At 72.6% G+C, this 24,107-nt stretch carries 22 protein-coding genes; 13 read left to right on the forward strand and 9 right to left on the reverse strand.

Features of this window, described 5'->3' with window-relative positions:
- Window positions 1–77: 77 nt before the first annotated feature.
- A complete protein-coding gene (locus ACIP89_RS22930) occupies window positions 78–1,076 on the forward strand; it encodes an MASE1 domain-containing protein (protein WP_401928551.1) in 999 nt (332 codons plus the stop codon).
- A gap of 18 nt (window positions 1,077–1,094) precedes the next feature.
- On the opposite strand, the gene ACIP89_RS22935 is transcribed toward ACIP89_RS22930, so the two are convergent.
- The gene (locus ACIP89_RS22935; RefSeq protein ID WP_402116425.1) at window positions 1,095–2,354 is read right to left on the reverse strand and encodes an FAD-binding protein; all 1,260 of its coding nucleotides are present in this window, start codon (window positions 2,352–2,354) and stop codon (window positions 1,095–1,097) included.
- Between the two features lie 406 nt (window positions 2,355–2,760).
- On the opposite strand from ACIP89_RS22935, the gene ACIP89_RS22940 reads away from it, so the two are divergent.
- On the forward strand, window positions 2,761–4,275 hold the full coding sequence (locus ACIP89_RS22940; RefSeq protein ID WP_401929276.1) for an exopolysaccharide biosynthesis polyprenyl glycosylphosphotransferase: 1,515 nt from the start codon (window positions 2,761–2,763) through the stop codon (window positions 4,273–4,275).
- 81 nt (window positions 4,276–4,356) lie between these two features.
- On the opposite strand, the gene ACIP89_RS22945 is transcribed toward ACIP89_RS22940, so the two are convergent.
- Window positions 4,357–5,340 carry a GDP-L-fucose synthase family protein gene (locus ACIP89_RS22945; protein ID WP_402116427.1) on the reverse strand — a complete coding sequence of 328 codons (984 nt, stop codon included), beginning with the start codon at window positions 5,338–5,340 and terminating at the stop codon, window positions 4,357–4,359.
- 113 nt (window positions 5,341–5,453) lie between these two features.
- Between ACIP89_RS22945 and gmd the strand changes: the two genes are divergently transcribed.
- Genes gmd through ACIP89_RS22970 form a run of 5 tightly spaced genes read left to right on the forward strand, consistent with a single transcriptional unit; the run spans window position 5,454 to window position 10,837 of the window.
- Window positions 5,454–6,467: a GDP-mannose 4,6-dehydratase gene (gene gmd / locus ACIP89_RS22950; protein WP_401928099.1), complete on the forward strand. Its 1,014-nt coding sequence runs from the start codon at window positions 5,454–5,456 to the stop codon at window positions 6,465–6,467.
- Window positions 6,464–7,066, forward strand: a complete 603-nt coding sequence (locus ACIP89_RS22955; RefSeq protein WP_402116429.1) for a hypothetical protein — start codon at window positions 6,464–6,466, stop codon at window positions 7,064–7,066. Before gmd ends, ACIP89_RS22955 begins: the two co-directional genes overlap by 4 nt.
- Entirely contained in the window at window positions 7,066–9,318 is a 2,253-nt protein-coding gene (locus ACIP89_RS22960; RefSeq protein WP_402116431.1) for a LamG-like jellyroll fold domain-containing protein, read from the forward strand. The genes ACIP89_RS22955 and ACIP89_RS22960 overlap by 1 nt, the downstream gene beginning before the upstream one ends.
- Entirely contained in the window at window positions 9,315–10,013 is a 699-nt protein-coding gene (locus ACIP89_RS22965; protein WP_402116433.1) for a hypothetical protein, read from the forward strand. Before ACIP89_RS22960 ends, ACIP89_RS22965 begins: the two co-directional genes overlap by 4 nt.
- The gene (locus ACIP89_RS22970) at window positions 10,010–10,837 is read left to right on the forward strand and encodes a glycosyltransferase family 2 protein (RefSeq protein ID WP_401928088.1); all 828 of its coding nucleotides are present in this window, start codon (window positions 10,010–10,012) and stop codon (window positions 10,835–10,837) included. The genes ACIP89_RS22965 and ACIP89_RS22970 overlap by 4 nt, the downstream gene beginning before the upstream one ends.
- Window position 10,838: 1 nt before the next feature.
- On the opposite strand, the gene ACIP89_RS22975 is transcribed toward ACIP89_RS22970, so the two are convergent.
- On the reverse strand, window positions 10,839–11,999 hold the full coding sequence (locus ACIP89_RS22975; RefSeq protein ID WP_402116434.1) for a glycosyltransferase: 1,161 nt from the start codon (window positions 11,997–11,999) through the stop codon (window positions 10,839–10,841).
- Between the two features lie 104 nt (window positions 12,000–12,103).
- Here ACIP89_RS22975 and ACIP89_RS22980 point away from each other — a divergent pair, with 104 nt between their 5' ends.
- On the forward strand, window positions 12,104–13,618 hold the full coding sequence (locus ACIP89_RS22980) for a hypothetical protein (protein ID WP_401928083.1): 1,515 nt from the start codon (window positions 12,104–12,106) through the stop codon (window positions 13,616–13,618).
- On the opposite strand, the gene ACIP89_RS22985 is transcribed toward ACIP89_RS22980, so the two are convergent.
- Genes ACIP89_RS22985 through ACIP89_RS22995 form a run of 3 tightly spaced genes read right to left on the reverse strand, consistent with a single transcriptional unit; the run spans window position 13,587 to window position 17,880 of the window.
- Entirely contained in the window at window positions 13,587–14,831 is a 1,245-nt protein-coding gene (locus tag ACIP89_RS22985) for a hypothetical protein (protein WP_402116436.1), read from the reverse strand. The two genes, ACIP89_RS22980 and ACIP89_RS22985, sit on opposite strands and share 32 nt — an antisense overlap.
- The gene (locus tag ACIP89_RS22990) at window positions 14,828–16,600 is read right to left on the reverse strand and encodes a lipopolysaccharide biosynthesis protein (RefSeq protein WP_401928079.1); all 1,773 of its coding nucleotides are present in this window, start codon (window positions 16,598–16,600) and stop codon (window positions 14,828–14,830) included. Before ACIP89_RS22990 ends, ACIP89_RS22985 begins: the two co-directional genes overlap by 4 nt.
- Window positions 16,597–17,880 carry a glycosyltransferase gene (locus ACIP89_RS22995; protein ID WP_401929288.1) on the reverse strand — a complete coding sequence of 428 codons (1,284 nt, stop codon included), beginning with the start codon at window positions 17,878–17,880 and terminating at the stop codon, window positions 16,597–16,599. Before ACIP89_RS22995 ends, ACIP89_RS22990 begins: the two co-directional genes overlap by 4 nt.
- A gap of 213 nt (window positions 17,881–18,093) precedes the next feature.
- Here ACIP89_RS22995 and ACIP89_RS23000 point away from each other — a divergent pair, with 213 nt between their 5' ends.
- A complete protein-coding gene (locus ACIP89_RS23000; RefSeq protein WP_362958911.1) occupies window positions 18,094–18,540 on the forward strand; it encodes an adenylyltransferase/cytidyltransferase family protein in 447 nt (148 codons plus the stop codon).
- Here ACIP89_RS23000 and ACIP89_RS23005 read toward each other — a convergent pair.
- Both ACIP89_RS23005 and ACIP89_RS23010 read right to left on the reverse strand, forming a co-directional pair.
- Window positions 18,509–19,249 (reverse strand): CDP-alcohol phosphatidyltransferase family protein, encoded by a 741-nt coding sequence (locus tag ACIP89_RS23005; protein ID WP_401928073.1) that lies wholly within the window; start codon window positions 19,247–19,249, stop codon window positions 18,509–18,511. The genes ACIP89_RS23000 and ACIP89_RS23005 overlap by 32 nt on opposite strands.
- Before the next feature lie 109 nt (window positions 19,250–19,358).
- Window positions 19,359–20,081, reverse strand: coding sequence for a ribonuclease H (locus ACIP89_RS23010; protein WP_401928072.1), 723 nt, complete (start codon window positions 20,079–20,081; stop codon window positions 19,359–19,361).
- Between the two features lie 173 nt (window positions 20,082–20,254).
- On the opposite strand from ACIP89_RS23010, the gene ACIP89_RS23015 reads away from it, so the two are divergent.
- The 3 genes from ACIP89_RS23015 to ACIP89_RS23025 all read left to right on the forward strand — a co-directional run bounded on the left by ACIP89_RS23015 (window position 20,255) and on the right by ACIP89_RS23025 (window position 21,924).
- Window positions 20,255–20,428: a DUF6381 family protein gene (locus tag ACIP89_RS23015; RefSeq protein WP_401928070.1), complete on the forward strand. Its 174-nt coding sequence runs from the start codon at window positions 20,255–20,257 to the stop codon at window positions 20,426–20,428.
- A 211-nt stretch (window positions 20,429–20,639) separates the two neighbouring features.
- The gene (locus ACIP89_RS23020; protein WP_401928067.1) at window positions 20,640–21,374 is read left to right on the forward strand and encodes an SDR family NAD(P)-dependent oxidoreductase; all 735 of its coding nucleotides are present in this window, start codon (window positions 20,640–20,642) and stop codon (window positions 21,372–21,374) included.
- 22 nt (window positions 21,375–21,396) lie between these two features.
- Window positions 21,397–21,924: an HAD domain-containing protein gene (locus ACIP89_RS23025; protein ID WP_402116437.1), complete on the forward strand. Its 528-nt coding sequence runs from the start codon at window positions 21,397–21,399 to the stop codon at window positions 21,922–21,924.
- 103 nt (window positions 21,925–22,027) lie between these two features.
- Here ACIP89_RS23025 and ACIP89_RS23030 read toward each other — a convergent pair whose 3' ends face one another.
- On the reverse strand, window positions 22,028–22,897 hold the full coding sequence (locus ACIP89_RS23030; RefSeq protein ID WP_401928063.1) for a UbiA family prenyltransferase: 870 nt from the start codon (window positions 22,895–22,897) through the stop codon (window positions 22,028–22,030).
- A 150-nt stretch (window positions 22,898–23,047) separates the two neighbouring features.
- On the opposite strand from ACIP89_RS23030, the gene ACIP89_RS23035 reads away from it, so the two are divergent.
- Entirely contained in the window at window positions 23,048–24,103 is a 1,056-nt protein-coding gene (locus ACIP89_RS23035) for a type III polyketide synthase (RefSeq protein WP_402116438.1), read from the forward strand.
- The last annotated feature ends 4 nt before the right edge of the window (window positions 24,104–24,107 follow it).

A 24,107-nucleotide genomic window follows, 5' to 3' on the forward strand; every position in this document is an offset into this window, starting at 1 on the left:
ACGCGGTGATCAGGGTGGGGCGTGTCACGCCACCGCCTCCGGCCGGGTCCGGTGTCTGATGAGATCTGATGAGAACCGTGATCCGCAGCGAGGAAAACCGGCGCAGGGCCGTGGCACTGCTGCGCATTCTGGCGGTCGCCGCCGCCTACTACGTGGGCGGTGGCCTGGGCCTGCTGAGGCAGGTGACGGTCCACGGCGCGATCGTGACGCCGCTCTGGCCGCCGACCGGCATCGCCCTGGGCTGCCTGCTCATCATGGGACTGCGCATCTGGCCCGGGATCGCCATCGGCTCGCTGGTCGTCATCGCCACGCTCAGCGGCAATGTGACGCCGTCGACGGCGGCCGTCGTGGCGGGCAACACGCTCGCGCCCGTCTGCGCCTGCCTGATGCTGCGCCGGTTCGGCTTCCGGGCGGAGCTGGACCGGCTGCGCGACGGAGTCCTGCTGGTCTTCCTCGGCGCGCTGGGCGGGATGGCCGTCAGCGCGACCATCGGCAGCGCCATGCTCGCGGTGGACGGCAAACTGCCCGCCAGCGGGTTCTGGACGGTCTGGGTGGCGTGGTGGGCCGGGGACGCCATGGGGGTGCTCGTGGTCACCCCGCTGGTGCTCGTGGTGCTGCGCAAGGCGCGGATGCCCCGGATGTCCGACCGGTGGATCGAGGCCGGTGCGCTGCTGGTGGTCACGGTCGCGGGTGCGCTGGTGGCCACCCGGGGGCCGCTGTCGATGCTCTATCTGGTGTTCCCGATCCTCATCTGGGCGGCTCTGCGGTTCCAGCTGGCGGGCAGCGCGCCGTGCGCGCTGCTGGTGTCCGTGCTGGCGGTGGTGGCGGGCACGGAGCAGGTGGGGCCGTTCGCCGGACACAGCATGCTGGAGGTGATGATCAACCTCACGGTCCTCAACGGGGCGGTGGCACTGACCTCGCTACTGCTGGCCTCCGTCGTGGCGGAGCAGCAGAACATCCGCCGCCGGATCGAGCGCGCCTGCGAGGAGCTGGCCGATGTGGTGGACCACCTCGCGCCGGGCCGCTCCGCGGCCGCCTGGCCGTCCAGGGCGAGGGACGAGCGGGAGACCCGCTGACGGCTGCCGCGCCTGGCGTCAGCCCGGGAAGTGCCGGCCCAGGAAGCCGTTGCGGAAGGTGCCGTGCGGGTCGTACCGGGCCATCAGCTTCTCGAAGTCGGCGTACCGCCCGTACAGGGTGCGCAGGACGTCGGGGGCGGTGGTGAACACCTTGCCCCAGTGCGGCCGCGCGCCGAACGGGGCCAGCGCCTCCTCGATCTCCCCGAGCACCGGTGTCACGGCGGCGGTGTCCGGTATCCAGGTGAAGTGGAAGGCCACCGAGTCCCGGCCGGACGCCGGGCTCAGCCACAGCTCGTCTCCCGCGACGCTGCGGATCTCGGAGATCTGGAGCAGCGGGGCGATCCGGTCCCGGAGCCCGCCCAGCGCCCGGTAGGCGGCCGCGGCGTCCTCGCGGGCCACGAAGTACTCCGACTGCAGCTCGTCCCCGTTGCTCGGGGTGAACTCCAGCCGGAAGTGCGGCAGCCGGTGATGCCAGGCGCCGGCCGCACCCTGCTGCCGGGTGCAGTTGCCGGCCGGCACCCCGGGGATCGGGTGGCGCGGGCCGTCCGCGAGCCGTGCGCCCAGCCACTCGGCCGGTGCCTGCCCCGCTCCCCCGCTGCCGACCCGCTGCTTGAGCCACACCTGGCCGACCGGCCCCGGACGCCAGTCGGTGAAGACGCTGACGCTGTACGCGGCCGACATGACCTCGTCGAAGCCGCCGGTCAGCCGGGACTCCGGCAGGTCCTCGTACACCCACTGCTGTACGTCGAAGGCGGGGACCACGTCCAGCGTCAGCCGGGTCACCACGCCCAGCGCACCCATGGCGACCACCGCTCCGGGGAAGTCCGGGTCACCGCGTCGCAGCGAGACGGTCCCGCCGTCCGCCGTGACCATGTCGAGTGCCCGGACGGCTCCGGCGAGCGAACGGTTCCCGGTGCCGGAGCCATGGGTTCCGGTCGCACAGGCGCCGGCCACCGAGATGTGCGGGAGCGAACCCAGGTTGTGCAGGGCGAAGCCGCCCTCGTGCAGTTCCCCGGCGAACTCACCGAAGCGCAGCCCCGCGCTCACCGTCACCGCTCCCGCGCCCGGGTCGATCTCGACCACCCGCGGCAGGCCCGCCACCGAGACCAGGTCCCCGGTGGTGTCGGCGACCGTGTTGAACGAGTGCCGGGTGCCCAGGGCGCGCACCGCGGTGGAAGCGGCCACCGTCTCCCGCAGCTCGGCCTCCGAGCGGGGGACGCGCAGCCGCCTCGCCCCGAACGTGACATTGCCGGCCCAGTTCTTCTCCGCGGGAGTCACCGTGCGTCCTCTTTCGCTCGTGGCCGGGCGCAGTCCCCCGGCGGTGCATTCTCCCAGAAGGCGCCGCGGGGCCCTCGACCGAGGCGGCAGCGCAGACCAACCGACCGACCACGTACAGTAGTTGGCGGAGCGCCGGTACATATCCGCACACCGCCCGGTTCCGGTGTGTCCCAAATACCAACAGCCCCGCACAGAACCTGTGATCCGGCCCGGATCGGGACGAGTTCCGGCTCACACCGCATGTCTGAACTTCACTGGAACTCCAGCGAAATGGCACGTGTGTGGATATCGTGCACCGAGCGAGGGCGCATCCGTCAGTCCCCAGGATCGGCGGATGCGCCCCGTTTGTGGAGATGCAACTGTGACTGGGGGGTTCATGGGGCATGTCGAGCTACCCGAAACCGGAATGTCAGGACCCGTGGGACTGGCGGGGGCGCCACTGCCACGGACCGCTTCGAACCGGCCCCGCAGCCAGGAGTTCGACCGGCTGCCACAGGGCCCGACCGTACAGCGCGAGCGTTCCGCCCGGCCAGGGCCGAAGAGAGGGCCTGGCCGGTACCTGCCGCTGGTCGTCTGCTTCGACCTGCTGGGCCTCGGCGTTCCCGGCTGGCTCGTGCTGCGCGCCGACGGCGAGTCCCGGGCCCTGGCCGGCGCGGTCGCGGCGGCGCTGGCCTGGTCGTGCGTACGGGCGGCGCGCGGCCGGTACTCGCTCCGGGCACCCGGCCGGCCTCCCGGGGCGCTGACCGCGGCCGGGGACTGGCTGCTGCTCATCGGCGTGCTGGCGGTGCTCTGGACCGTCACCGACCCGGCCATCGATCCGTCGTCGGCGGTGGTGGCGCTGATTCCCGGCCTGCTGGCCACGACGGCCGTGTCCGGAGTCCGCCGGCTGCCCGCGCGGGGGAAGCGGCGGACGGCCCGCCGGGTGCTGGTGGTCGGGGCGGCCGCAGGAGTGGACCGGGCGGTGCGGCTGCTGGATTCCCGTGCGGACCACGGCTACCTCGTGGTGGCCGCCGTGCCCGTGGGGACGGCCGCGCTGAGCTGCGACGCACCGGTCCCGGGCCGGCTCGCGCCCGCGCCGGCCGACGACGACGCCTCGACGGTGCTGGGAGCGGCCTTCGCGCACGAGGCGGACCTGGCGCTGGTGATACCGGGGCCGGAGCTCACGGAGGAGCGATTACGGCAGTTGTCCTGGGGGCTCCACGACGGCGGACTGGAGCTGTCCGTGCTCTCGCACCTCTCGGAGATCGCGGCGGGCCGGGTCCGGCCGGCGTCGGCGGCCGGGCTGACCCTGCTGCACATCGTGCCGCCGCTGCGGCGGGGGCCGCAGGCCGCGCTCAAGGCCGCGGTGGACCGGGGCGGCGCCGCCCTCGGCCTGCTCGCGCTGGCCCCCCTGCTGCTGGTGGTCGCGGCGGCGGTCCGGTTCTCCTCCTGCGGACCGGTCTTCCACCGGCAGATCCGCCACGGGCAGCACAACCGGCCGTTCACCATGTGGAAGTTCCGCACGATGGTGGCGGACGCCGAACGACACCGCGAGCGGCTGGCCACGTCGAACGAGACCGACGGCCCGATGTTCAAGATCCGCCGTGACCCCCGCGTCACCCGGGTGGGCCGGCTGCTGCGCCGCTCGTCCCTGGACGAGCTGCCCCAGCTCCTCAACGTCCTCAGAGGTGACATGTCCCTGGTCGGTCCACGCCCGCCGCTCCCGGACGAGGTGTCCCGCTACGACGAGCGCGAGCTGAGACGGCTCTCGGTCAAACCGGGGCTGACCGGCCTGTGGCAGGTCAGCGGGCGCTCCGACCTGTCCTGGCAGGAGACCGTGTCGCTCGACCTCTGGTACGTGGACAACTGGTCGGTGGCCACGGACATGGGACTGATGGCCCGCACGCTGCGCGCCGTCACCGACGGCCGCGGGGCGTACTGAGTGCGGCGGCGGATGCGGAATGCCGGAGGGGGCCGGGCGGGCGGCGGGGTGACGCCGTCCCCCCGCCCGGCCGGCCGCGGGTCAGACCTGGGCGACCTGCTCCTGGAGCCACCAGGCGTAGGTCGCGGCGATTCCCTCACGCAGCGCGATCCGCGGCGTGAAGCCGAGGGAGGCCAGCCGGGAGACGTCCAGCAGCTTGCGCGGAGTGCCGTCCGGCTTGCCGCTGTCCCATTCGATCTGCCCCTGATATCCCGTCACATCAGCTACTGTCGAAGCGAGTTCACGGATGGTCAGATCCTCGCCGGAGCCGATGTTGACGGGCTCCTCGCCGTCGTAGCGTTCCAGCAGCAGCACGCAGGCGGCGGCCAGATCGTCGACGTGCAGGAATTCCCGCCGGGGGCTGCCGGAGCCCCAGAGGGTGACGGTCGGCGCTCCGCTCTGCCGTGCCTCGTGGAAGCGGCGGATCAGCGCGGGCAGGACGTGCGAGGTCTCCAGGTCGAAGTTGTCGCCGGGCCCGTAGAGATTGGTGGGCATGGCGCTGATGTAGGAGGCGCCGTACTGCCGCCGGTAGGACTGGGTCTGCACGATCCCGGCGATCTTCGCGAGCGCGTACGCCTCGTTGGTCGGCTCCAGCGGGCCGGTCAGCAGGGCGCTCTCGGGAATGGGCTGCGGGGCGCGCTTGGGGTAGATGCAGGACGAGCCGAGAAAGAGCAGCCGCTCGACGCCCGCCGCGTGGGCCCCGGCGATCACACTCAGCTGGATCCGCAGATTCTCCTCCAGGAACTGCACCGGATAGGTGCTGTTGGCCATGATCCCGCCGACCTTGGCGGCGGCCAGCACCACGGCGTCCGGCCGGACGTCACGCAGAAAGGCGGCGGTGCGCCCGGCGTCGCACAGGTCCAGGCGGTCGCGGCCGCGGGTGACCGCCTCGTGGCCTTCGGCGGTGAGTCGGCGCACCACCGCGGAGCCCACCAGACCTCGGTGGCCGGCGACGAACACCCGGGCGGCGGGCCGTAGCAGGGACGGGACGGATTCCTGGGAAGGGCCGGGGAGATCAGTCGTCATGGCTCGGATTGTGCCAGCAGCTCCATGCCGCGGTGACGTTTTGCCGCAGATCGCCTCAAACTCTGAAATTTCGACGGCCAACAGCCTCTCGGGCGACCACAGAAGGGGGAGACGTGGCGAAGACCGCGCTCATCACCGGCGTGACCGGACAGGACGGTTCGTACCTGTCCGAGCTGCTGCTCCACAAGGGATACACGGTCCATGGACTCATCCGCCGTTCGTCGAGCTTCAACACCGAGCGGATCGACCACATCTACCAGGGCCCGGAGGAGGCGGACCGCTCCTTCGTCCTGCATCACGCCGATCTCGCCGACGGGGTCGCCCTGGTGAACCTGCTGCGTGACATCCGGCCCGACGAGGTCTACAACCTCGGCGCGCAGTCGCACGTCCGGGTCTCCTTCGACGCGCCGCTGTACACGGGGGACATCACCGGGCTCGGCACCACCCGGCTCCTGGAAGCGGTGCGCGCCAGCGGCATCGACACCCGGGTCTACCAGGCGTCCTCCTCGGAGATGTTCGGCGCCAGTCCGCCGCCGCAGCACGAGCGGACGCCGTTCCACCCGCGCAGTCCGTACAGCGTCGCGAAGGTCTACTCGTACTGGTCGACGGTCAACTACCGTGAGGCATATGGGATGTTCGCGGTCAACGGGATCCTCTTCAACCACGAGTCCCCGCGCCGCGGTGAGACCTTCGTGACCCGGAAGATCACTCGCGGGGTGGCCCGGATCAAGGCGGGGCTCCAGACCCAGCTGCACCTGGGGAACCTGGACGCGGTCCGCGACTGGGGCTACGCCCCCGAGTACGTGGACGCCATGTGGCGGATGCTCCAGTGCGATACCCCGGACGACTACGTGGTGGCCACCGGCGAGGGCGTCAGCGTCCGGCAGTTCCTGGAGTACGCCTTCGAGCACGCCGGTCTGGACTGGCGCGAGCACGTCCGGTACGACGCGAAGTACGAGCGCCCCAGCGAGGTCGACGCGCTGATCGGGGACGCGTCGAAGGCGGCGGAGCTGCTCGGCTGGAAGCCCGCCGTGAAGTCGCGGGAGCTGGCCCGGATCATGGTCGACGCCGATGTCAGGCAGCTGGCCGACCAGCTCACCGGGGCCGCGGTGCGGGTGGACCGGTGAGCGGCCCCGGATGCCCGGGGCTCACCCGGGGCGGGGTGGTCGCCGCCGCCCTCGCGCTCACCGGCGTGCGCCCGGCCGGCGCCGCCGCGTTCGACGCCGGGAACACCGCGGTCTCCCTGACGCCGCCAGAGGGCACGTACGTCAACAGCGTCGCCGCGAACACCACGTGCAACGACAACCAGCTCGCCTCGCGAGGCGCCACGCCCCATCCGGGCCGCCTCCGTTTCCAGCTGCCCGCCGCGTCGGCCGGGCAGCGGCCCGGGAACGCCCGGCTCGGCCTCCGTACCTCGTCGGACCCCACCGCGGGCCCGGCCGGCAGCCACCTTCCCGTGCCGGTCACCGGCGCGGGGGCCGGGTCCGCGGGCACCTACGACTCCCGGCCGTCGCTCGCCCCGACGGTGCCGGGCACCATCTCCGGCGCGTCCCGCTCCACCGGCCACTCGGTGGAGCGGGACGCGCCGGACCCGGGCGGGGCCCTGGGCCCCGCCTACTCGTCCGCCCCGGCCGGCGACGGAGCGGATTCGCTCCGCATCCGGCCGGGCGACGTCGCAACCGCGGCCCACGGGCCGCAGCTCGTTCTCACCTTCGGAGCTGAATGATGAACGCAAGTACGGGGCGCAGATCCCGTGGCCACGGCCGGGTACGGGCCGCGGCCGCCGCGCTCTGCCTGCTCGCCGGTGCCCTGGGCGCCGCTGCCGGGGGCTCTCCGGCAGCGGCGCTCACCCCGCCGGTCTCGCTCACCGCGGACGACCTCTCCACCTGGCAGACCAACGGAATCGTCTGGTCGCTGGCCGCGACGGACGACGGGGTCGTCTACGCGGGCGGCACGTTCTCCACCGTACGGCCGCCGGACGCAGCGGCCGGGACGTCGGAGCAGCCGGCGGTGAACTTCGCCGCGTTCGACGCCGCGACCGGTGCGCCGACCGGTTGCAAACTGTCGTTCACGCAGTCCTCGGGCACCGCGACCGTGCGGGCCCTGACCCTCTCCCCCGACGGCGAAACCCTTTACGTCGGGGGCCAGTTCGCCTCGGTGAACGGCGTCGGTGTGAGCAACATCGCGGCGATCGACACGGCGAGCTGCACTCCGCGCTCGGACTTCAAGCTCGCCGTCTCCGCGACGGTACGGGCGCTGGCCGTCACCGACGATACGGTGTATCTCGGCGGTGACTTCAACAGTGTCGCGGGGCAGACCCGGAACAAGTTCGCCGCGGTCACCACGGCCGCCGCACTGAAGCCGTGGAAGGCCAACACGGATGAGGTCGGCCGGGCCGTCCAGGTCACTCCCGACGGCCAGCACGTCATGATCGGGGGCGACTTCTTCACCGTCAACGGCACCACGTCGCACGCGCTCGCGGTGGTGAACGCGACGACGGGCGCCCTGGACAAGAGTTATCCGGGCTTCATCCCGAACACCTCCACGGTGCAGGACCTCACCGCGGACGCAACCAAGTTCTACACCGCGAACGAGGGCACCGGAGGCGGTGTCTTCGACGGCCGGATCGCGGTGGACCTGGCCACCTTCCAGCAGGTCTGGCGCGACACCTGCCTCGGCGCCACCCAGGCCGTCCTGGTGCACAGCGGGGTTCTCTACAGCGGCAGTCACGCACACGACTGCTCCTCGATGGGCGAGTTCCCCGACCAGCCGCGCAAGCATCTGCTGGCCCAGTCGGTGGACGATCCCAAGCTGCTGCCGTGGTTCCCGGACACCAACGACGGCATCGGGGAACCGGTCGGCCCCCGGGCGATGACCCAGACCGACAAGGGCGGCCACCACTACCTCTGGGTGGGCGGCGAGTTCACCACCGTCAACAGCTCACCTCAGCAGGGGCTGACCCGGTTCGCCGACGGGCCCGACACCGGGGCGCCCTGGGTGCCCAACGTCAGCGTGTCCACGGTCGCCGCGGGCAAGCTGGACGTGAACTGGCAGACGAGCTTCGACACGGACGACGGTGAGCTGACCTACCGGATCTACAAGGACGGCGCGAGCACCCCCGTGTACACCACGACGGGCTCCTCGGTGTTCTGGGACCGGCCGCAGCTGCGGTGGACCGACACCGCGGCCGAACCGGGCGAGACGCACACCTACCGGATCAGTGCGAGCGACGGCACCAACACCAGCGCCAAATCGCCCGCGGTGACCGCGACCGTGGCGACGAAGGCCGAGGGCTACCCGGCCAGGGTGCTGTCCGACGGGGCGAGCCTGTACTGGCGCTACGACGAGGGCACGTCCACCTTCGCCGCCGACACCAGCGCGGGCAAGGACAACGGCTTCCTGCGCAACACACCCTCCTACCGGCAGACCCCGGCGGCCGTGTCCGGTCCCTCGACCGCCATCGGGTTCAACGGGTCCACCCAGTACGCGTACAGCAACCGGACCCACAACCAGACCGCGAAGTTCTCCGTGGAGACCTGGATCAAGACGACGACCACGCGGGGAGGGAAGATCATCGGCTACGGCTCCAACACCATGGAACTCAGCGGTAAGTACGACAAGCATGTGTACATGCTCAACAACGGGCGCCTCACCTTCGGCACCCACAACACCGGCGGCCAGACCGTCAGCACGACCGGGGCCTACAACGACGGCGCCTGGCACCACGTCGTCGCCACCCAGGGGTCCGGCGGCATGGCCCTGTACGTGGACGGAAAGCTCCGCGCCTCGAACGCGCTGTACACCAAGAGCGAGACCTATCCCGGCTACTGGCGGGTGGGCGGGGACAATCTGGCGACCTGGCCGAACCGTCCGACGAGCAACTTCTTCGCGGGACAGATCGACGAGACCGCCGTGTACCCGACCGCGCTGACCGCCGCCCAGGTCAGTGCCCACTACGCCCTGAGGACAGGTGGATGAGACATCCGTTCCTGGCCGGTGCCGCCGCCGTGATCACGGCGGCGGCGCTGGCCGCCTGCGGCTCCTCCTCCGGTGGCGGCGGCGAGAAGACGGCCGGCGCCGGGCCCGCGGCCTCCGCGGGGCCGGTGGCCGGCGCGCCCGCGGCGCCGGACGGCTCCGCACCGGCCGGTCCGCGGGCCTCGCGCTCCGGCGAGCCGCCCAAGACCCCGACCGACGAACTCACCCCGGCCACCGGCACGTTCACCAAGGAGCAGAAGCAGTACCTGGTCGACCGGGTGCCCAAGGGCATGGACCCGGCGGCGGTGCTCCAGACCGGACAGGCGACCTGCGACCGGCTGACGTATCTGGTCAAGGTCGACCGGGACATCGCGATCGGAGCCGTGGCCACGGGCGAGATCGCTGATGCCGAGCCCGCCGCCGGGCAGTTGTGCACCCAGCACAGAGAGCTCGTGGCGCAGGCCTCGAAGGCGTACCCCGACGGCCGTTACGAGGGGGCGCGGCTGCGGCCGGGCCGCTACCGCGATGTCTCACCGACGAAGAACTGCGGCTGGGAGATCACCGGGGCGAACGGCAAGGTCCTGGCCTCGGGCTCGTCCGACGACGGGAAGCGCAGCCGCATCACGATCCCGGCGGCGGCCACCGCCTTCACCTCCACAGGCTGCTACGCCTGGCTCCCCGAAGGAGGCAACGGATGAACCGACTGCCGATAGCCGTGGCCATCCCCACGAAGAACGAGGGACTCAACATCGCGGAGGCGGTGAAGTCGGTCCTCGGCCACTTCGAGGCGGTCGTCGTGGTCGACTCGCACAGTACGGACGACACGGCGAAGATCGCCGCGGAGTGCGGGGCCGAGGTCGTCATGTACACCTGGGACGGCGGACATCCGCGGAAGAAGCAGTGGTGCCTGGACCATGTCCGCACGGACCTGGACTGGATCCTGCTGCTCGACGGCGACGAGCGGCTGAGCCCCGGTCTGCTGGCCGAACTGCGGCAGATCTTCGCGGATCCGGATGCGCCGAAACCCGCGGCGTACGACATTCCGCTGGGGTACTGGTTCTCCGGGAAGCGGCTGCGGCACGGCTACACCATCCGCAAGCGGTCACTGACCGACCGCACCCGCAGCCGGTACCCGGAGGTCGGGGATCTCGACGCCCCCGGCATCGGTGAGGTCGAGGGCCATTACCAGCCGGTCGCTCAGAGCGCCGGCACCCTCCGCAACCCGATCGAGCACCAGGATCTCGACCCGGTGACCGCCTGGTTCGAACGGCACAACCGGTACTCGGACTGGGAGGCGTGGCTGGAGCACCACCCCGAGGTCAAGGAACAGGTGCGCAGGGTCAAGTCCCGTCAGGGGCAGCTGTTCCACAAGGCACCGTTCAAGCCGCTGGTCTCGTTCGCGTACATGTACGTGTACCGGCGGGGCTTCCTGGACGGGCGGGCCGGCCTGGACTTCGCCCTGGCGATGAGCTTCTACCGGTGGCAGATCGCCCTGAAGTCCCGCGAGGCGCCCGCTCCTTGAGTCAACGGCGCTTCCGGCGGACCACGTCCTCGTAGGTCCGCCGGAGCGTCCGGGTCACGACGTCGATGGTGAAGTCCTCACCGACCAGCTCCCAGGCCGCCTGCCCCGCCTCTGCGTTGGCCTTGGGCTCCAGCAGTTCCAGGACCGCCCGCGCGACCTTGTGCGCGTTGGCCCCGTCCTCGCCCACCCGGCTGTCGATCACCCGGCCCGCACCGGCCCGCGCGACATCGGGCCCGAGGCCGCAGGTGCGGGTGATGACCACGGGGGTGCCGACGGACATCGCCTCCAGGACCGAGACGCCGAGGGGTTCCTCGATGGACGGCAGGACGTACACATCGGCCCGCCGCCCCGCCGCCAGCACCTCTTCGTGGCCGAGCGGCCCCACGTGGTCGAGCGAGTCCAGCACGCCCAGCTCGCGGGCCAGCCGCAGGGTGCCGGGCAGCGCCCCGGTGTCAGGGCCCGCCAGTACGAACCTGGCGTCCGGGTGCTCGGCCAGCACGGCGGGCATCGCGGCGACGAAGTCCTGCGGGCGCTTTCGCTCCTGTATCCGGGCGAGGAAGAGCACCATCGGCGGCCGCCCGGGGTCACGGGCCGGCTTGCGCTCCTGCGGCTGAACGCCGTTGACCAGGCGTACGGTCCGGCTGAGCGGTACCGGCGCCGCGACGGCGTTCACATCGACGCGCTCGGCCTCCGTGAGGTGCAGCACGGCGTCCGCCCGGCGCAGGACCCTGCGCACGCCCAGCAGGTCGGTCAGCTGCGCGACGCGGTTCTCCGTCGGGTCCACCATGCCGTGCGTCTGGACGACCAGCGGGGTCCCCGACGCCAGTGCGAGCAGGGCGGCGGGCAGTGTCACCAGATCGCGCATCAGGTGCACGTGGACGACGTCGGCACCGCGCATCATCCGGCGTGCGGCCAGCAGCAGCGGTCCCGAGGTGATGCCGCTGACCTCGAACCGGGGCAGCAGGTGGCGGGCCCGGTAGAGGTGGGCGGGCACCCCTTCCACGAGGGACGGCAGCGGGCCCTCGAAGCCGTCGCCGAGCGCCATGATCCGGGCGTCGTCCCCCGCGGCGCGCTGGACCCCGGAGAGATTCAGGGCCACCCGGGTCGGACCGCCGAAGGCGTGGTCCGGGGTGTGCAGTGTGACGACGTGCAGGATCTTCACCAGGGTTCCCCTCGACCTCGGCAGCTGTGCACAGACTAGTCATCGCATCACCCCAAGTGGGCTGATTCGTTAGAGTGTTCACACGCTCACGGAACGGGGAACAGATGACGTCCGTGCATGGGGCGGCGCCGCCCGGTCCCGTCCTGGGGGGCCGGCCGCCGAGTCCGGTGGAGCCGCCCGCCAAGCCCATGTCATGGGCGATGCTGTCGCGTGCGATGGCCGTACCGCTGATCCTCGGTCTGGTCTGCTTCCTGCCGGCGCTGATCGCCGCGCAGCCCGGGAGCGGGACCCGGGACACCGGGTACTGGCTGCAGCTGGTGCTGACGTGCTATTCGGGGGCGCGGCTGGCGACCATGATCCTGTCCACCCGGCGGCGGCTGCTGCAGGGCGTCTTCTGGATGTTCGTGTACATCGCGATGGGGGTGGCCCCGTTCGCCCAGGCGGTGATCGGGCAGACCCCGACCCCGATGGTCGGGCCGCGCTCCGATCTGGTGACCGCGATCGCCCTCGTGCTGGTGGGGTGCGCGGCGTTCGACCTGGGGGCGCTGCTGGCGTCCCGGCGCCCGCTGCGCAGGCGTACGGCCGCCCGCGGGGGCGGTGGCCGGGCCACCGCGCACCCGGTCCGGCTGCGGCTGCTGGTGCTGCTGGCGTTCGCCGCGAGCGGCTACTACGTGCTGAAGCTCGGCGGGCCCGCTGTCTTCTTCTCCAGCAGGCAGGAGATCAGCGCCTCGGTCGCGGAGAGCGGAGTGGTGTCCGGCGGGTCCAATGTGGGCTCCGCGTTCCTCAAGGGGTTCGGGACGGTTCCGGCGCTGCTCGCGCTGCTCTTCTTCACCCGGCGGCTGGTGACCTCGCGCCGGGCCCGTCGCACACCGTCGACCGTACTGGTCTGGTGCGCGCTGCTGATCGTGAACCTGGTCGTGAACAATCCGGTGTCCAACGCCCGTTACTGGTTCCTGACCGTGCTGGTCTCCTTCCTGTTCACCGCGTTCCCGAGCAGCGCGGCGATGTACCGCTCGGTGCTGGCGACGGGGGTGATCGGGGCGCTGGTGCTGTTCCCGTACGCCGACCGGTTCCGCTACGACGACTCCGGGTACCGGCCGGTCGAGTCGTCCTCGGTCTTCGAGCCGCTGGCCACCAAGGACTACGACCAGACCGTCATGTTCGCCAACACCATCTCCTGGGTCGGCACCCGGGGCCACACCTACGGCCGTCAACTGGCGGGCTCCGCCTTCTTCTTCGTGCCCCGGGCGGCCTGGAGCGGCAAGCCGGAGGACACCGGGGTCCGGGTCGGGCAGTGGATGGGGATGAACATGACCAACCTCTCGGCGCCGCTCTGGACCGAACTGTGGGTCGACTTCGCCGCTCCTGGCCTGATCGGCGGCTTCGCACTGATCGGGTACGCGGCCGCGCGCACCGACCGCCGGTACGCGCGGGCGGTCTCCCGGGACGGACCGGGGCCCGGCAGCGTCCTGGCCGTCGCGGCTCCGCTGATCGCCGGGTACACCTTCATCCTGCTGCGCGGCCCGCTGCTTCAGGCGGCGGGGAAGCTGGCCATCGCCGCCCTGTGCCTGGCGCTGGTCACGAGTTTCAGGGACGGGAACGGACAGCGGTCGCGCTGACCGTGGCCCGCTCCGCGGCACCGCGACGGTTCAGCCGGGCCACCCGGGTCCAGGTGGCGACCGCCTTGCAGACGGAGCCCAGGCAGAGGCCCCAGGCGGCGCCCGGCACCCCGCCGAGCCAGTATCCGCCCGCCAGGAAGCCCACCGCGGCGAGCGAGAAGACCACCTGGATGGAGAGCGTGGTGCGCGGATCGAGCAGTCTCAGCGCCAGCAGCCCGCAGGTGCCGACGGCCATCGCCGCGTACTGGCTGCCGGTCGCGGGAAGCAGCGCCGCCGCCGTGGGCCAGGTGTCGCCCAGCAGATGGCGGCCCGCGGAGCCGGGCAGCAGCGCCAGGACGGTGGCCCAGCCGGCGGCGGTCGCCGCCAGTACGGCGGCCAGGGCGGCGGCGGCCCGCACCCGCAGCCGGTCGGTGGCGAGCCGTCCGAGGAGCGGCGGGCCGAAGCCGGTGGCGGAGGTGAACAGCACGTTCAGCGGGCCGAAGAGGGTGGTCGCGCCGCGCAGCGCGCCGACCACGAGGGGGTTGCCGGCCATGCCCAGACCGAGCACGGAGAGCTGACTGGTGGCGTTGCCGACCCCGAACTCGACGACGAACCGCCGGCCCAGGTGTCCGCGCCGCAGCAGCGGCGCCAGCCGCACGGGCGTTCCCGCGGTCCGCCGGTGCAGCAGGGTGACGGACAGCAGGAGGGCGGGCAGCGCGGACAGGCCCCAGACGGTGACGAGCCGGGCGGCCGGAGCGCCGTGCGGCTGCACGGTCAGCGCGCCGAGCACGCAGGCCAGCCGGAGCGTGTCGGCGCCCAGGGCCAGGTGCTGGGCCTGGAGCGTGGCGAAGGCGTAGCGGGCCGTGTCCTGCGCGAGGACGACGGGCAGCACCAGCCCCAGCGCCATCAGGGCCCGCGCGGTGTCCCCCGCGAGCACCGCGCACACCCCGGCGAGCGTGCCGCCGAGGAGGGCCGAGACGAGCAGGGTGAAAGCGACGGCGGAGCGGCAGGCCCCACGGGTCTCCTCGCCCGTGCCCCGGCGCAGCACGAGCGGCTGCCCGGTGTAGGCGCCGAAGACGCCGAGCAGCACGGTGAAGACCAGGTACACGCCGGAGAACCGGGCGAAGTCGGAGACGGTGGAGAGCCGGGCCGCCACCACCAGGACCAGGATGTTGGTGAGCGCCGCCACCCCCTGGTCCGCGACCGAGCAGACGACCGCGGTGCGTGCCTTCACCGCTGTCCTGCGGAACTGCTGTGGTCGCTGCCGCCGGTGTGGCCGTTTCCGCCGCCGTGCCAGGTGGTGCCGCCGTCCAGGGTGCGCAGGCCGAGCGTCTCCGTGGGGTCGCCGGCGCCGCCGTTGCGGCCGGGCCCGTCCGGCCGCCCGCGGCCGCCCTGTCCTTCGCGCCCCGGCCCCGGTGCCTGCACGTCGCGGGCGCGGCGCTTGGCCGCCTTCCGGCGCGCCCGGCGCTCGATCCGTCCGTGACCGGGGTGCAGCAGGGTGCCGAGCACGGACCCGCCCGCGGCGCCGATGATCTCGCGGATCCGCTCCAGGTCGCTGCGGTGCACCTCGCGCGGGTCGCAGACCACCACGACGCCCTCCACCCGGTCGATGAGCGCGACGGCGTCGGCGTACGAGAGGACGGGTGGGGCGAGCACGATGACGACGGCTCCGGGCCGGCCGCCCTCCGCGAGGATGCGGCCGACGGGCGCGGAGGTCAGGGCGCGCGGCACGTTGTCCATCCGGCGGCCCGCGATCAGGGTGAAGGCCCCGGAGCCGGGCACGTCCACGTTGGTGCGGCTGTCCGAGGGCCAGCCGCGCTCGTCCCGCTCCGCGGACCAGCGGGGCCGTCCGCCCCGGTTCGCGGCGCCGAGCTCCCTGGCCAGGGACGGGGTGCGCAGATCGGCCTCGACCAGCAGGACGTCACGCCCCATCTCCGCGAAGGCGGCCGCCAGGTTGACCGCCGCGGCGGCGGCCATGGCGTTGTCCCCGCGGGGCGCCGTGACCAGCAGCCGTCGCCGCTCGGCGAACGAGGGGTCGTACGCGAGCCGGAAGGCCGCCGCCCGGTACTCCTCCGCCAGCCGGCTGCCGCCGCGTCCGATGGCGAGCAGCCGGCCCGCTCCGGCGCGTTCCCTGGGCAGGGTGCCGAGCAGCGGGGCGCCGAGCGAGCGGACGAGTTCCCTGGTGGAGCGGACCGCCGGGTCGAAGACGAGCCGTACCCAGGACAGCAGCAGGCCCAGCGCGAGTCCGACGACGCCGCCGAGTCCGAGGAGCAGGGGCAGTCCCGCGCCGGTGGGCCGTTCGGGCGCGACGGGCTTCTTGTTCAGATAGCCGGGCGTGGTGTCGAGCGCACGCAGCTCCGAGATCTTCTGGCTCAGTTCGGAGATGGCGACGATGATGTTGGCGCGGGCGCTGGTGACGTCGCTGCCGGCGGCGCCGGTCTCCTGCTCGGCCAGCCGGTCGCGCTGCTCCGTGAGCGGCTTCAGCTGGGCGCGGTAGCCGTCGACCATGTTGTCGATGCTGTTCTCGGTGCGCTCGCGGCGGATCTCCAGGTAGGCCTCGGCGAGCGCCTGGGCGCGCGCCCTGGCCTGTTCGGGGTCGCGGGCGGTGTAGGCGAACCTGAGCACCAGGGTGTTGGGCGGATTGGTGACCTGGAGGCCGGTGAGCAGCTTTCCGACCTCGATCCGGTCGCCGTGCTTGACCAGCGAGCCGACGGCGACGGTCCCCACGGCGTCGCTGACGGCGGTCTGGCGTTCGGAGCCGATGTTGATGCCCTTGTCGGCCGAGGCGCCCGCCGCGAACGGGTCGGAGGCGGCCGAGCGCACCGACACCTCCCCGATGGCGGTGTAGGTGTCCTCACCGCTCAGGGCGAGCCAGCCGCCGCCGAGCAGCCCGAGGACCACGCCCCACGCGAGCAGGACGCGGTAGCGCAGGAGCTGCCTGAACTGATCCCGCAGCAGCGCGGGTTCGTCCTGGTCCTCCAGGGCACGGATCGGCTGGGTCATCGGCGTGGTCTCCCTTGGGCGGCGTCCTGAAGGACCTCGGTGAGCAGTGCGTCGAAGCGGGCGAGGCCGGCCTCCCGGCCGAGGTGCTGTGCCACGTAGCGGGGGCCGTGGGCGCCGAGTTCGTCGGCGGCGGCCGGCTGCTCGACGAGCTTGCGCACGGCCGCCAGGACCGCGGCCGGGTCCTCGGGCGCGACGAGCAGTCCGGCGCCTGAGCGCTGCACCTCCTGGGCGGTGCCCCCCTCGTCCGCCACGGAGGCGACGACGGGGCGGCCGGAGACGAGGTACGAGGTCAGCTTGGAGGGCACGCTCATGTCGAGGACGGACGCACGCTGGGTCACGGCGAGGACGTCGGCGGCGGCCAGCACGTCGGTGAACTCGTCCGCCCCCGCCGCCGGCCGGAACTCGACGTTGGGCAGCCCGGCCGCCCGTGCCAGCAGGGCTTCGCGCTGGTTGCCGTCGCCCATCAGCACGACGCGTATCCCGGGGGCGAGCCGGGCCGCGTCGACCAGGACCTCCAGCCCCTGCTTGAGCCCCATGTTCCCGGAGTGCAGGACCACCGGGGCGCCCTCGGGCCAGCCCAGGCGCGCCCTGGTCACGGAGCGGTCGGCCGAAGGGGGCTTCACATGGGTCCAGTTGGGGACGAGGCGGATGCGTCCGGGATCGACCCCGTAGGCGGTGACCCGGGGGACGAAGCTCTCGTGGATGACGCCGACGAGTGCGGCGGCACCCAGTGCGTACCGCTCGGCCCGGGACGCCACCGCCGCCGCCCTGTCGCCGCCGCGGATGCCGCTCTGTGCGGCGGCGGCGCCCATCAGGTCCTGCACGACGGGTATGTACGGGACGCGGTGGCGCCGGGCCAGCCGCGCGCCGAGGACGCCGCCCGCGAGGCTCGGCATCTGGGAGATCACCGCGTCCGGCCGCACCGGGGGCGGGGAGACCAGACCGTGCGCGAGGACGGATGCCTCGAAGACGGCTCTGCGCAGGGCGCTCTGACGGGGCGGCACATAGTGTCTTCGCCGGTGGACCGTCACCCCGGAGCGCTCCTCCTCCACCCGCCACACACCTCGGTACTCCGGCTCGGTCCGCCAGGACGGATAGTGCGGCATGCCGGTCAGCACATGGGTCTCGGCGCCGGACGCGGCCCAGTGTTCCGCGAGTTGCGCGGCGTACGGGCCGATTCCGGTCAGCTCCGGCGCGTAGTTGGTCGAGACGACCAGCAAGCGGCGGCTCCGGAACTGCTCGTGCTGACCCGCGTACGGCAGCTGATCTGCGTCTGGCATCGGACGGTCGCCTTCCCCCCGGAGCCACCTGTGTTCCCCCCAAGGAACAGCCCCAAAAGTGAGCTTATCCGTTCACGTGATGCGCAAGTGGTCTTCACAGTAAGGTCGTTGCACGATCAACACCGATACCGATATCCCACCGGACCGGGCGCCATGTCCGGAAACCTGCCGGTGGGACACGGACATCGCGTTCACCGTGGGGGGAGAGAACGGATGGTGCACAGGGTCGGCTACGCGCCGGGTGTCTACGACCTGTTCCACGTGGGTCACCTCAACATCCTGCGGCATGCCCGCAGCCAGTGCGACTACCTCGTCGCGGGGGTCGTCTCGGACGAGATGGCCGCACTCGCGAAGGGCCACAGACCGGTCATTCCGCTGCCGGAGCGGCTGGAGATCGTACGGAGCGTCCGGTACGTGGACGCCGCGTTCGTCGAGACCGTGCCCGACAAGGTGGAGACCTGGCAGCAGGTCAGGTTCGACGTCATCTTCAAGGGCGACGACTGGCGGGACACGGAGAAGGGCAAACGGCTCGAACGCGACTTCGCGGAAGTCGGCGTGGAGGTCGTCTACTTCCCGTACACCGTGCACACGTCCAGCACCCAGCTGCGCCGGGCGCTGGACTCGCTGGTCAGCCTGCCCGGAGCGCTTTCAGCTCCCTGAACCACTTGACCAGGAACGCCACCAGGAACAGCGCGTGCACGGCGGCGAGCACGGCATAGCCGATCCGGAAGACCCTCTCGTCACCGAGCAGCAGGAAGACCAGGCAGAACACCCCGTAGTCGGCCGGCAGCAGTGCCGCGGCCCGCAGCCGGGACACCGCCCGCGGTGGCCCGGCGCCGCCGTCCGGCGCCGGGCGGCCGGCGGCGGCCGCCTTCCCCAGCTGTTCCCGCAGCAGCCCCGCGCAGAAGGTCAGCACGGCCACGAACAGGAAGCCGAGCGGCAGCAGCAGCCAGCCCTCTGCCGGCAGGGCGAAGAAGCGGTGGAACGAGATCAGTACGGCGGTGTGGACGAGGATCATCTTGGCGCAGTCGACGACGTGGTCGAGCCATTCGCCGTCGGGGCCTCCCCTGCCGGTGAGCCGGGCGAGCTGCCCGTCGGCCGAGTCGAGCGCGAACCCCACGGCGAGCCCCAGGTAGACCAGCACGGCCAGCGTCCACGTGGGTCTGGCCAGCGCCACGGACGCGACGGCGGCGAAGGTGAACACCGCGCTCACCGCAGTGACTTGATTGGGTGTCATACGAAGCCGGAACGCGGCGGCCGCCAGGATCCGCCCGCCCGGCCGGTTCACGTACCGCGAGTAGAGCGACACCCCTTTGGCCGATTTCTGCGCCCCGCGCAGTTCACGCAGCACCGTTCCCGTGCTTTCCATACGCCCCCCAGCGTGTCGCCGCCGTCCACGGCTCCGGCAGTGCGCAGGCCGCCCGGCCGGAGCCGCATCATGGCACGCCGGACCCGTCGCGCGGGGCGGTTCCGCGGGTTCAGGCGGAAGCCGTGCGGCACTCCGGGTGGCCCCAGCCCTGGTCGTTCTTCGCGATCGTGTCCTTGGCCGCGTACGGCTTGCCGCAGTGGCACCGCCCCGCGTACCTGGCGCGGATGGTGGCACCGGACCGGGCCGTCCCGCCGGTGCTCTTCGCCGCGCTCTTCGTCGCGCCCTGAGCCGCGCTCTTGGCCGTACCGCCGGTGCGGCGCCCTTCGGAGGCGCGGGCGGCGACGGGCACCGGCAGGTCCGCGGATCCCTGGGAGGTGCCTGCCGCGCGCTGTGCCACGGCCACCTCGCTGGCCGCCTGGTCGGCCAGGGCGTTCAGCGGGTCGCCGTCCACCTGGTGGGCGGGCACGTAGACGAAGTCCACGGCCCGGCCGGTCAGCAGGGCGTCGATGCGGGCCACCAGATCGCGGTTGGCGACGGGTTTGCCGGCCGAGGTCTTCCAGCCGTTGCGCTTCCAGCCCCGGAGCCACTTGGTGACGGCGTTCATCGCGTACTGCGAATCCATCCGGACCTCCAGCGCCACACCCGGGTCGACGGATTCCAGCAGTTCCTGGAGCGCGGTGAGCTCGGCGACGTTGTTGGTGGCGGTGCCCAGCGGCCCCGCCTCCCAGCGGAACGGCCTGCCGTCCGCGTCGGCCACCACATATGCCCAGGCCGCGGGCCCCGGATTCCCCTTCGATGCCCCGTCACACGCGGCGATCATGCGCTCGTTCATACCCCTGATCATGCCAGCGTCGCGGACCCGCGGGTCCCGCCGGTGCCATGGCCCGCTCCCCGGAGCCCGTCCCACCTGGCACCTTCACGGTACGTAACGCTTCGGGGTGCGATGGTCCGGGAGCGCTGGTTCTCTGAGGGAGCCCGCTCTTCCCTACCGTCCAAGGAGCGACGATGAGCGTTGCAGGAGAACCCGGCCGAGCCGACCAGATGCGCGAGAATGCCAGGCACATGACCGAGGCCGCGGAGCGCACCAACGACCCGGAGCAGCGCCGTCGGCTGCAGGAGAAGGCCCGGAAGCTGCGGGAGCGGAGCGAGCGGCCGGACGGCAGCGACCTCCCCGGGTAGCACCGCCTCACCCGTACCGCCGGTGGACTGCCACTCTTCCATGAGTGGGTGGCAGTCCACCGAGCCGTTCCCGGAGCGTTTCCGGACGGGTCGTTTCCGTAGGACGGAGCGTCCGGACCGTCGCCGTGACGGAGTTCGATCAGCACTCCCTACGATGGTCCCTCGACGAGGACCACCGGGTCCTCGCACGGGAGTACAGGGGCATCCATTCATGAGTCGTCATCCGGTCACCGTGGTCACCGGCGGCAGCCGCGGGATCGGCGCGGCCGTCTGTCTGCGTCTGGCGGCCGACGGCCACGACATCGCGCTGGGCCACCGTTCCGACGTGGCGGCCGCCGAGGCCGTGGCCGAATCCGTACGCAGGACCGGCCGGCGCTGCGTCACGGTACGGATGGACACGGCCGACGAGTCGGGTGTCGACCAGCTCTTCGAGGCGGCGGCCGACGGACTCGGTCCGGTCACCGGACTGGTCAACAACGCGGGCGTCGGCGGCCCGACGGGCCCGCTCGCGGACGCCGACCCGGCCGGGCTCCGGCGCGCCCTGGACGTCAACGTCATCGGGTACCTGCTCTGCGCCCGCCGGGCCGTGCGCGACATGGGCCGCACCGGGGGCGGGGCCATCGTGAACATGTCCTCGGCGGCCGCCACTCTCGGCAGCCCCGGCGAGTACGTCCACTACGCCGCCGCCAAGGCCGCGGTGGACACGATGACCGTCGGGCTGTCCAAGGAGGTCGCCGCGGCCGGTATCCGGGTCAACGCGGTGTCGCCCGGCATCATCCGCACCGAGTTCCACGAGGACCCCGAGCGCCCCGACAAGGCCGCGGCCGGCATCCCGCTGGGCCGGCCCGGACGCCCGGACGAGGTCGCCGGAGCCGTCGCCTGGCTGCTCTCGGACGATGCGTCCTACACGACAGGGGCGATCCTGCGGGTCGCGGGCGGTCGCTGACGTCCGGCGGTACGGTTCGGCGGTGACCGGTTCCGGCGGGCTTCCGCTGCTCTTCCTCGACGTCGACGGCCCGCTCCTGCCGTTCGGCCCGGCGACCGGGCCGGGCGGCGTCCACCCGACGCATCCGGGCGGTCCGTTTCCGCCCGGATCCCGGGCGCACCCGCTGCTCGCCAGGATCGATCCGGGGCTCGGGCCCCGGCTGGCCGCGCTCGGCTGCGAGCTGGTGTGGGCGACGACGTGGACGCACGAGGCGAACGAGATCGTCGCGCCGAGGCTCGGACTGCCGCCGCTCCCCGTGGTGCTGTGGCCGGAACCGTCGGCGCAGGACGAGCGGGACGCGCGTGCGGGTCTGCACTGGAAGACCCGCACGCTCGTCGGCCGGGCCGCCGGGCGGCCCTTCGCGTGGGTCGACGACGAGATCGGTGCGGCGGACCGGAGATGGGTGGCCGCACATCACGACGGGCGGTTCCTGCTCCACCGCGTCGATCCCGGACGCGGGCTCACCGGCACCGATTTCCGGCAGCTCGACGCGTGGCTGCGCACGGTGTGAGGCCGTGGCCGGGCCACTGCCCGGATCACAACGGTGCGACGCCGCGAACAGACCGGCGCCCGGATCACACCGGTGTGACACCGCGAACAGGCCGCCGCCCGGATCACACCGGGGCGGCGCCGCGTACCAGGAGCAGTGCCACGTCGGCCGCCGCCACGACCACTGCGGCGGCGAGCGCGGCCTCGCGCCAGTACCGGCCCAGCACCAGCCCGGCCAGCGCGGCCGGCGCGGCCACCGCCAGGGTCAGCGCTCCCCACCGGCCCAGCGGTCCGGCCGGTCCGAACGCCAGGACCGCGGAGGCCGCCACCAGCGGCACCGGCAGCAGCAGCCGGGTGCCGGCGGCGCCCAGCCGGTGGGGCAGTCCGCACACCCCGTTGCGCAGGTCGTCGTCGATGTCGGGGAGCACATCGCCCAGATGCGCCGCCAGGCCCAGCAGCGCACCGGCCGTGACGGCCCACCAGGCCGGGCCCGGACTGCCGGGCAGGGTCAGGGCGGCCACCGCCGGCAGGGCGGCGAACCCGATCACGTACGGCAGCCAGGACAGTACCGTCGCCTTCACTCCCAGGTTGTACGCCCAGGCCGCCGCCACGGCGGCGAGGTGCACGGTACCGGCGAACGGACCGCAGGCCAGCGAGAGCGGGACGCACAGCAGCGCGGCGGTGAAGGCCGCCGTCCACACCGCCCGGCGGCTCACGGACCCGTCGGCCACCGGCTTGCCGCGGCGGCCGGACGCGGCGTCCCGCCGCGCGTCGAACGCGTCGTTGCACCAGCCCACCGAGAGCTGACCGCTCAGCACCGCTGCGACGAGGAGGGCGCGGCGGGCCCCGTCGAGGCCGACGCCGGCGCCGAGCGCGCCGGCCAGCACACTCACCGCGACCACCGGGCCCGGGTGGCAGGAGCGGGCGAGTGCCGCCGTGCGGCGCGGCGGCCGACCGGTCGCGGCGTACACGCGCGGCGGGTCTGGGGTACCCATCCGGTGATCGTAGGTACTCCGTGCCGGAGGGACATGACAGCCACACGGACCGTTTGCGGCCTTTCGCCTGCCATGCACGAGTCATTTGCGGCGTTTTGTCCGCCGAGTGGGGCAGGGTTGGGCCATGACGCCTCCGCACCAGGACCCTGGATGACCCGGATCGCCGCCGTTCACGGCACCCCGGCTCCGTACCGCCACACCCAGCGGGAGGTCACCGACATGGTGGCCCGCACCTGTCTGCCGCCCGGGGCCGACCGGCGGGTGCTGGACCGACTGCACGAGAACGCCCGGGTGCGCACCCGGAACATGGTGCTGCCCCTGGAGCGGTACGCGGAGCTGGACGGGTTCGGCGGCGCCAACGACGTGTTCATCGGCGCGGCCGTGGACATGGGCGCCGACGCGCTGCGCGGTGCCCTGCGGACGGCCGGGCTGCGGCCCGGCGATGTGGACCTCCTGATGTTCACGTCCGTCACCGGGGTGGCCGCCCCCTCGGTCGATGCCCGGCTGGTGGGACGGCTCGGTCTGCGCCCCGATGTGAAACGGCTGCCGGTCTTCGGGCTCGGCTGCGTGGCCGGGGCCGCCGGGGTGGCCCGGCTCCACGACTACCTCCTCGGCCGTCCCGACGACGTGGCGGTGCTCCTCTCGGTGGAACTGTGCTCCCTGACGTTCCAGCGTCACGACGCGTCGACCGCCAACCTGGTCGCGACCGCGCTGTTCGGTGACGGGGCGGCCGCCTTGGTGGCTCTCGGCGCGGGCCGGGCGTCCGGGGCCGGCCCTGAGGTGGTGGCGACCCGCAGCCGCATGTATCCGGACACCGAGCACGTGATGGGCTGGGACATCCGCAGCTCCGGCTTCAAGGTGCTGCTCGATCCGGCCGTCCCCGACGTCGTGCGCCGCTATCTCGCCGACGATGTGGGCGACTTCCTGGCGGAGCACGGGCTCAAGCCGAAGGACGTGGCGCACTGGGTGTGCCACCCGGGCGGCCCGAAGGTCCTGGAGGCCGTCTCCGAGGTACTCGCGCTCCCCGACGGCGCTCTCGATGTCACCTGGCGCTCGCTGGCCGAGGTGGGGAACCTGTCGTCCTCCTCGGTGCTCCACGTGCTGCGGGACACGCTGGAGCAGCGGCGGCCGGAGCCGGGCTCGCCGGGGCTGCTGATGGCGATGGGACCGGGATTCTGCTGCGAACTGGTGCTGCTGCGCTGGTAGTCCG

This window comes from Streptomyces sp. NPDC088730 (assembly GCF_044751215.1).
In the GTDB taxonomy this organism is placed as follows: domain Bacteria; phylum Actinomycetota; class Actinomycetes; order Streptomycetales; family Streptomycetaceae; genus Streptomyces.

Coding starts and splice junctions, on each gene's coding strand:
- ACIP89_RS22940 (WP_401929276.1), top strand. CDS start 2,761: ATGTCAGGACCCGTGGGACTGGCGGGGGCGCCACTGCCACGGACCGCT.
- ACIP89_RS22945 (WP_402116427.1), bottom strand. CDS start 5,340: ATGACGACTGATCTCCCCGGCCCTTCCCAGGAATCCGTCCCGTCCCTG.
- ACIP89_RS22960 (WP_402116431.1), top strand. CDS start 7,066: ATGAACGCAAGTACGGGGCGCAGATCCCGTGGCCACGGCCGGGTACGG.
- ACIP89_RS22965 (WP_402116433.1), top strand. CDS start 9,315: ATGAGACATCCGTTCCTGGCCGGTGCCGCCGCCGTGATCACGGCGGCG.
- ACIP89_RS22970 (WP_401928088.1), top strand. CDS start 10,010: ATGAACCGACTGCCGATAGCCGTGGCCATCCCCACGAAGAACGAGGGA.
- ACIP89_RS22980 (WP_401928083.1), top strand. CDS start 12,104: ATGACGTCCGTGCATGGGGCGGCGCCGCCCGGTCCCGTCCTGGGGGGC.
- ACIP89_RS22990 (WP_401928079.1), bottom strand. CDS start 16,600: ATGACCCAGCCGATCCGTGCCCTGGAGGACCAGGACGAACCCGCGCTG.
- ACIP89_RS22995 (WP_401929288.1), bottom strand. CDS start 17,880: ATGCCAGACGCAGATCAGCTGCCGTACGCGGGTCAGCACGAGCAGTTC.
- ACIP89_RS23000 (WP_362958911.1), top strand. CDS start 18,094: ATGGTGCACAGGGTCGGCTACGCGCCGGGTGTCTACGACCTGTTCCAC.
- ACIP89_RS23005 (WP_401928073.1), bottom strand. CDS start 19,249: ATGGAAAGCACGGGAACGGTGCTGCGTGAACTGCGCGGGGCGCAGAAA.
- ACIP89_RS23010 (WP_401928072.1), bottom strand. CDS start 20,081: ATGAACGAGCGCATGATCGCCGCGTGTGACGGGGCATCGAAGGGGAAT.
- ACIP89_RS23015 (WP_401928070.1), top strand. CDS start 20,255: ATGAGCGTTGCAGGAGAACCCGGCCGAGCCGACCAGATGCGCGAGAAT.
- ACIP89_RS23020 (WP_401928067.1), top strand. CDS start 20,640: ATGAGTCGTCATCCGGTCACCGTGGTCACCGGCGGCAGCCGCGGGATC.
- ACIP89_RS23030 (WP_401928063.1), bottom strand. CDS start 22,897: ATGGGTACCCCAGACCCGCCGCGCGTGTACGCCGCGACCGGTCGGCCG.
- ACIP89_RS23035 (WP_402116438.1), top strand. CDS start 23,048: ATGACCCGGATCGCCGCCGTTCACGGCACCCCGGCTCCGTACCGCCAC.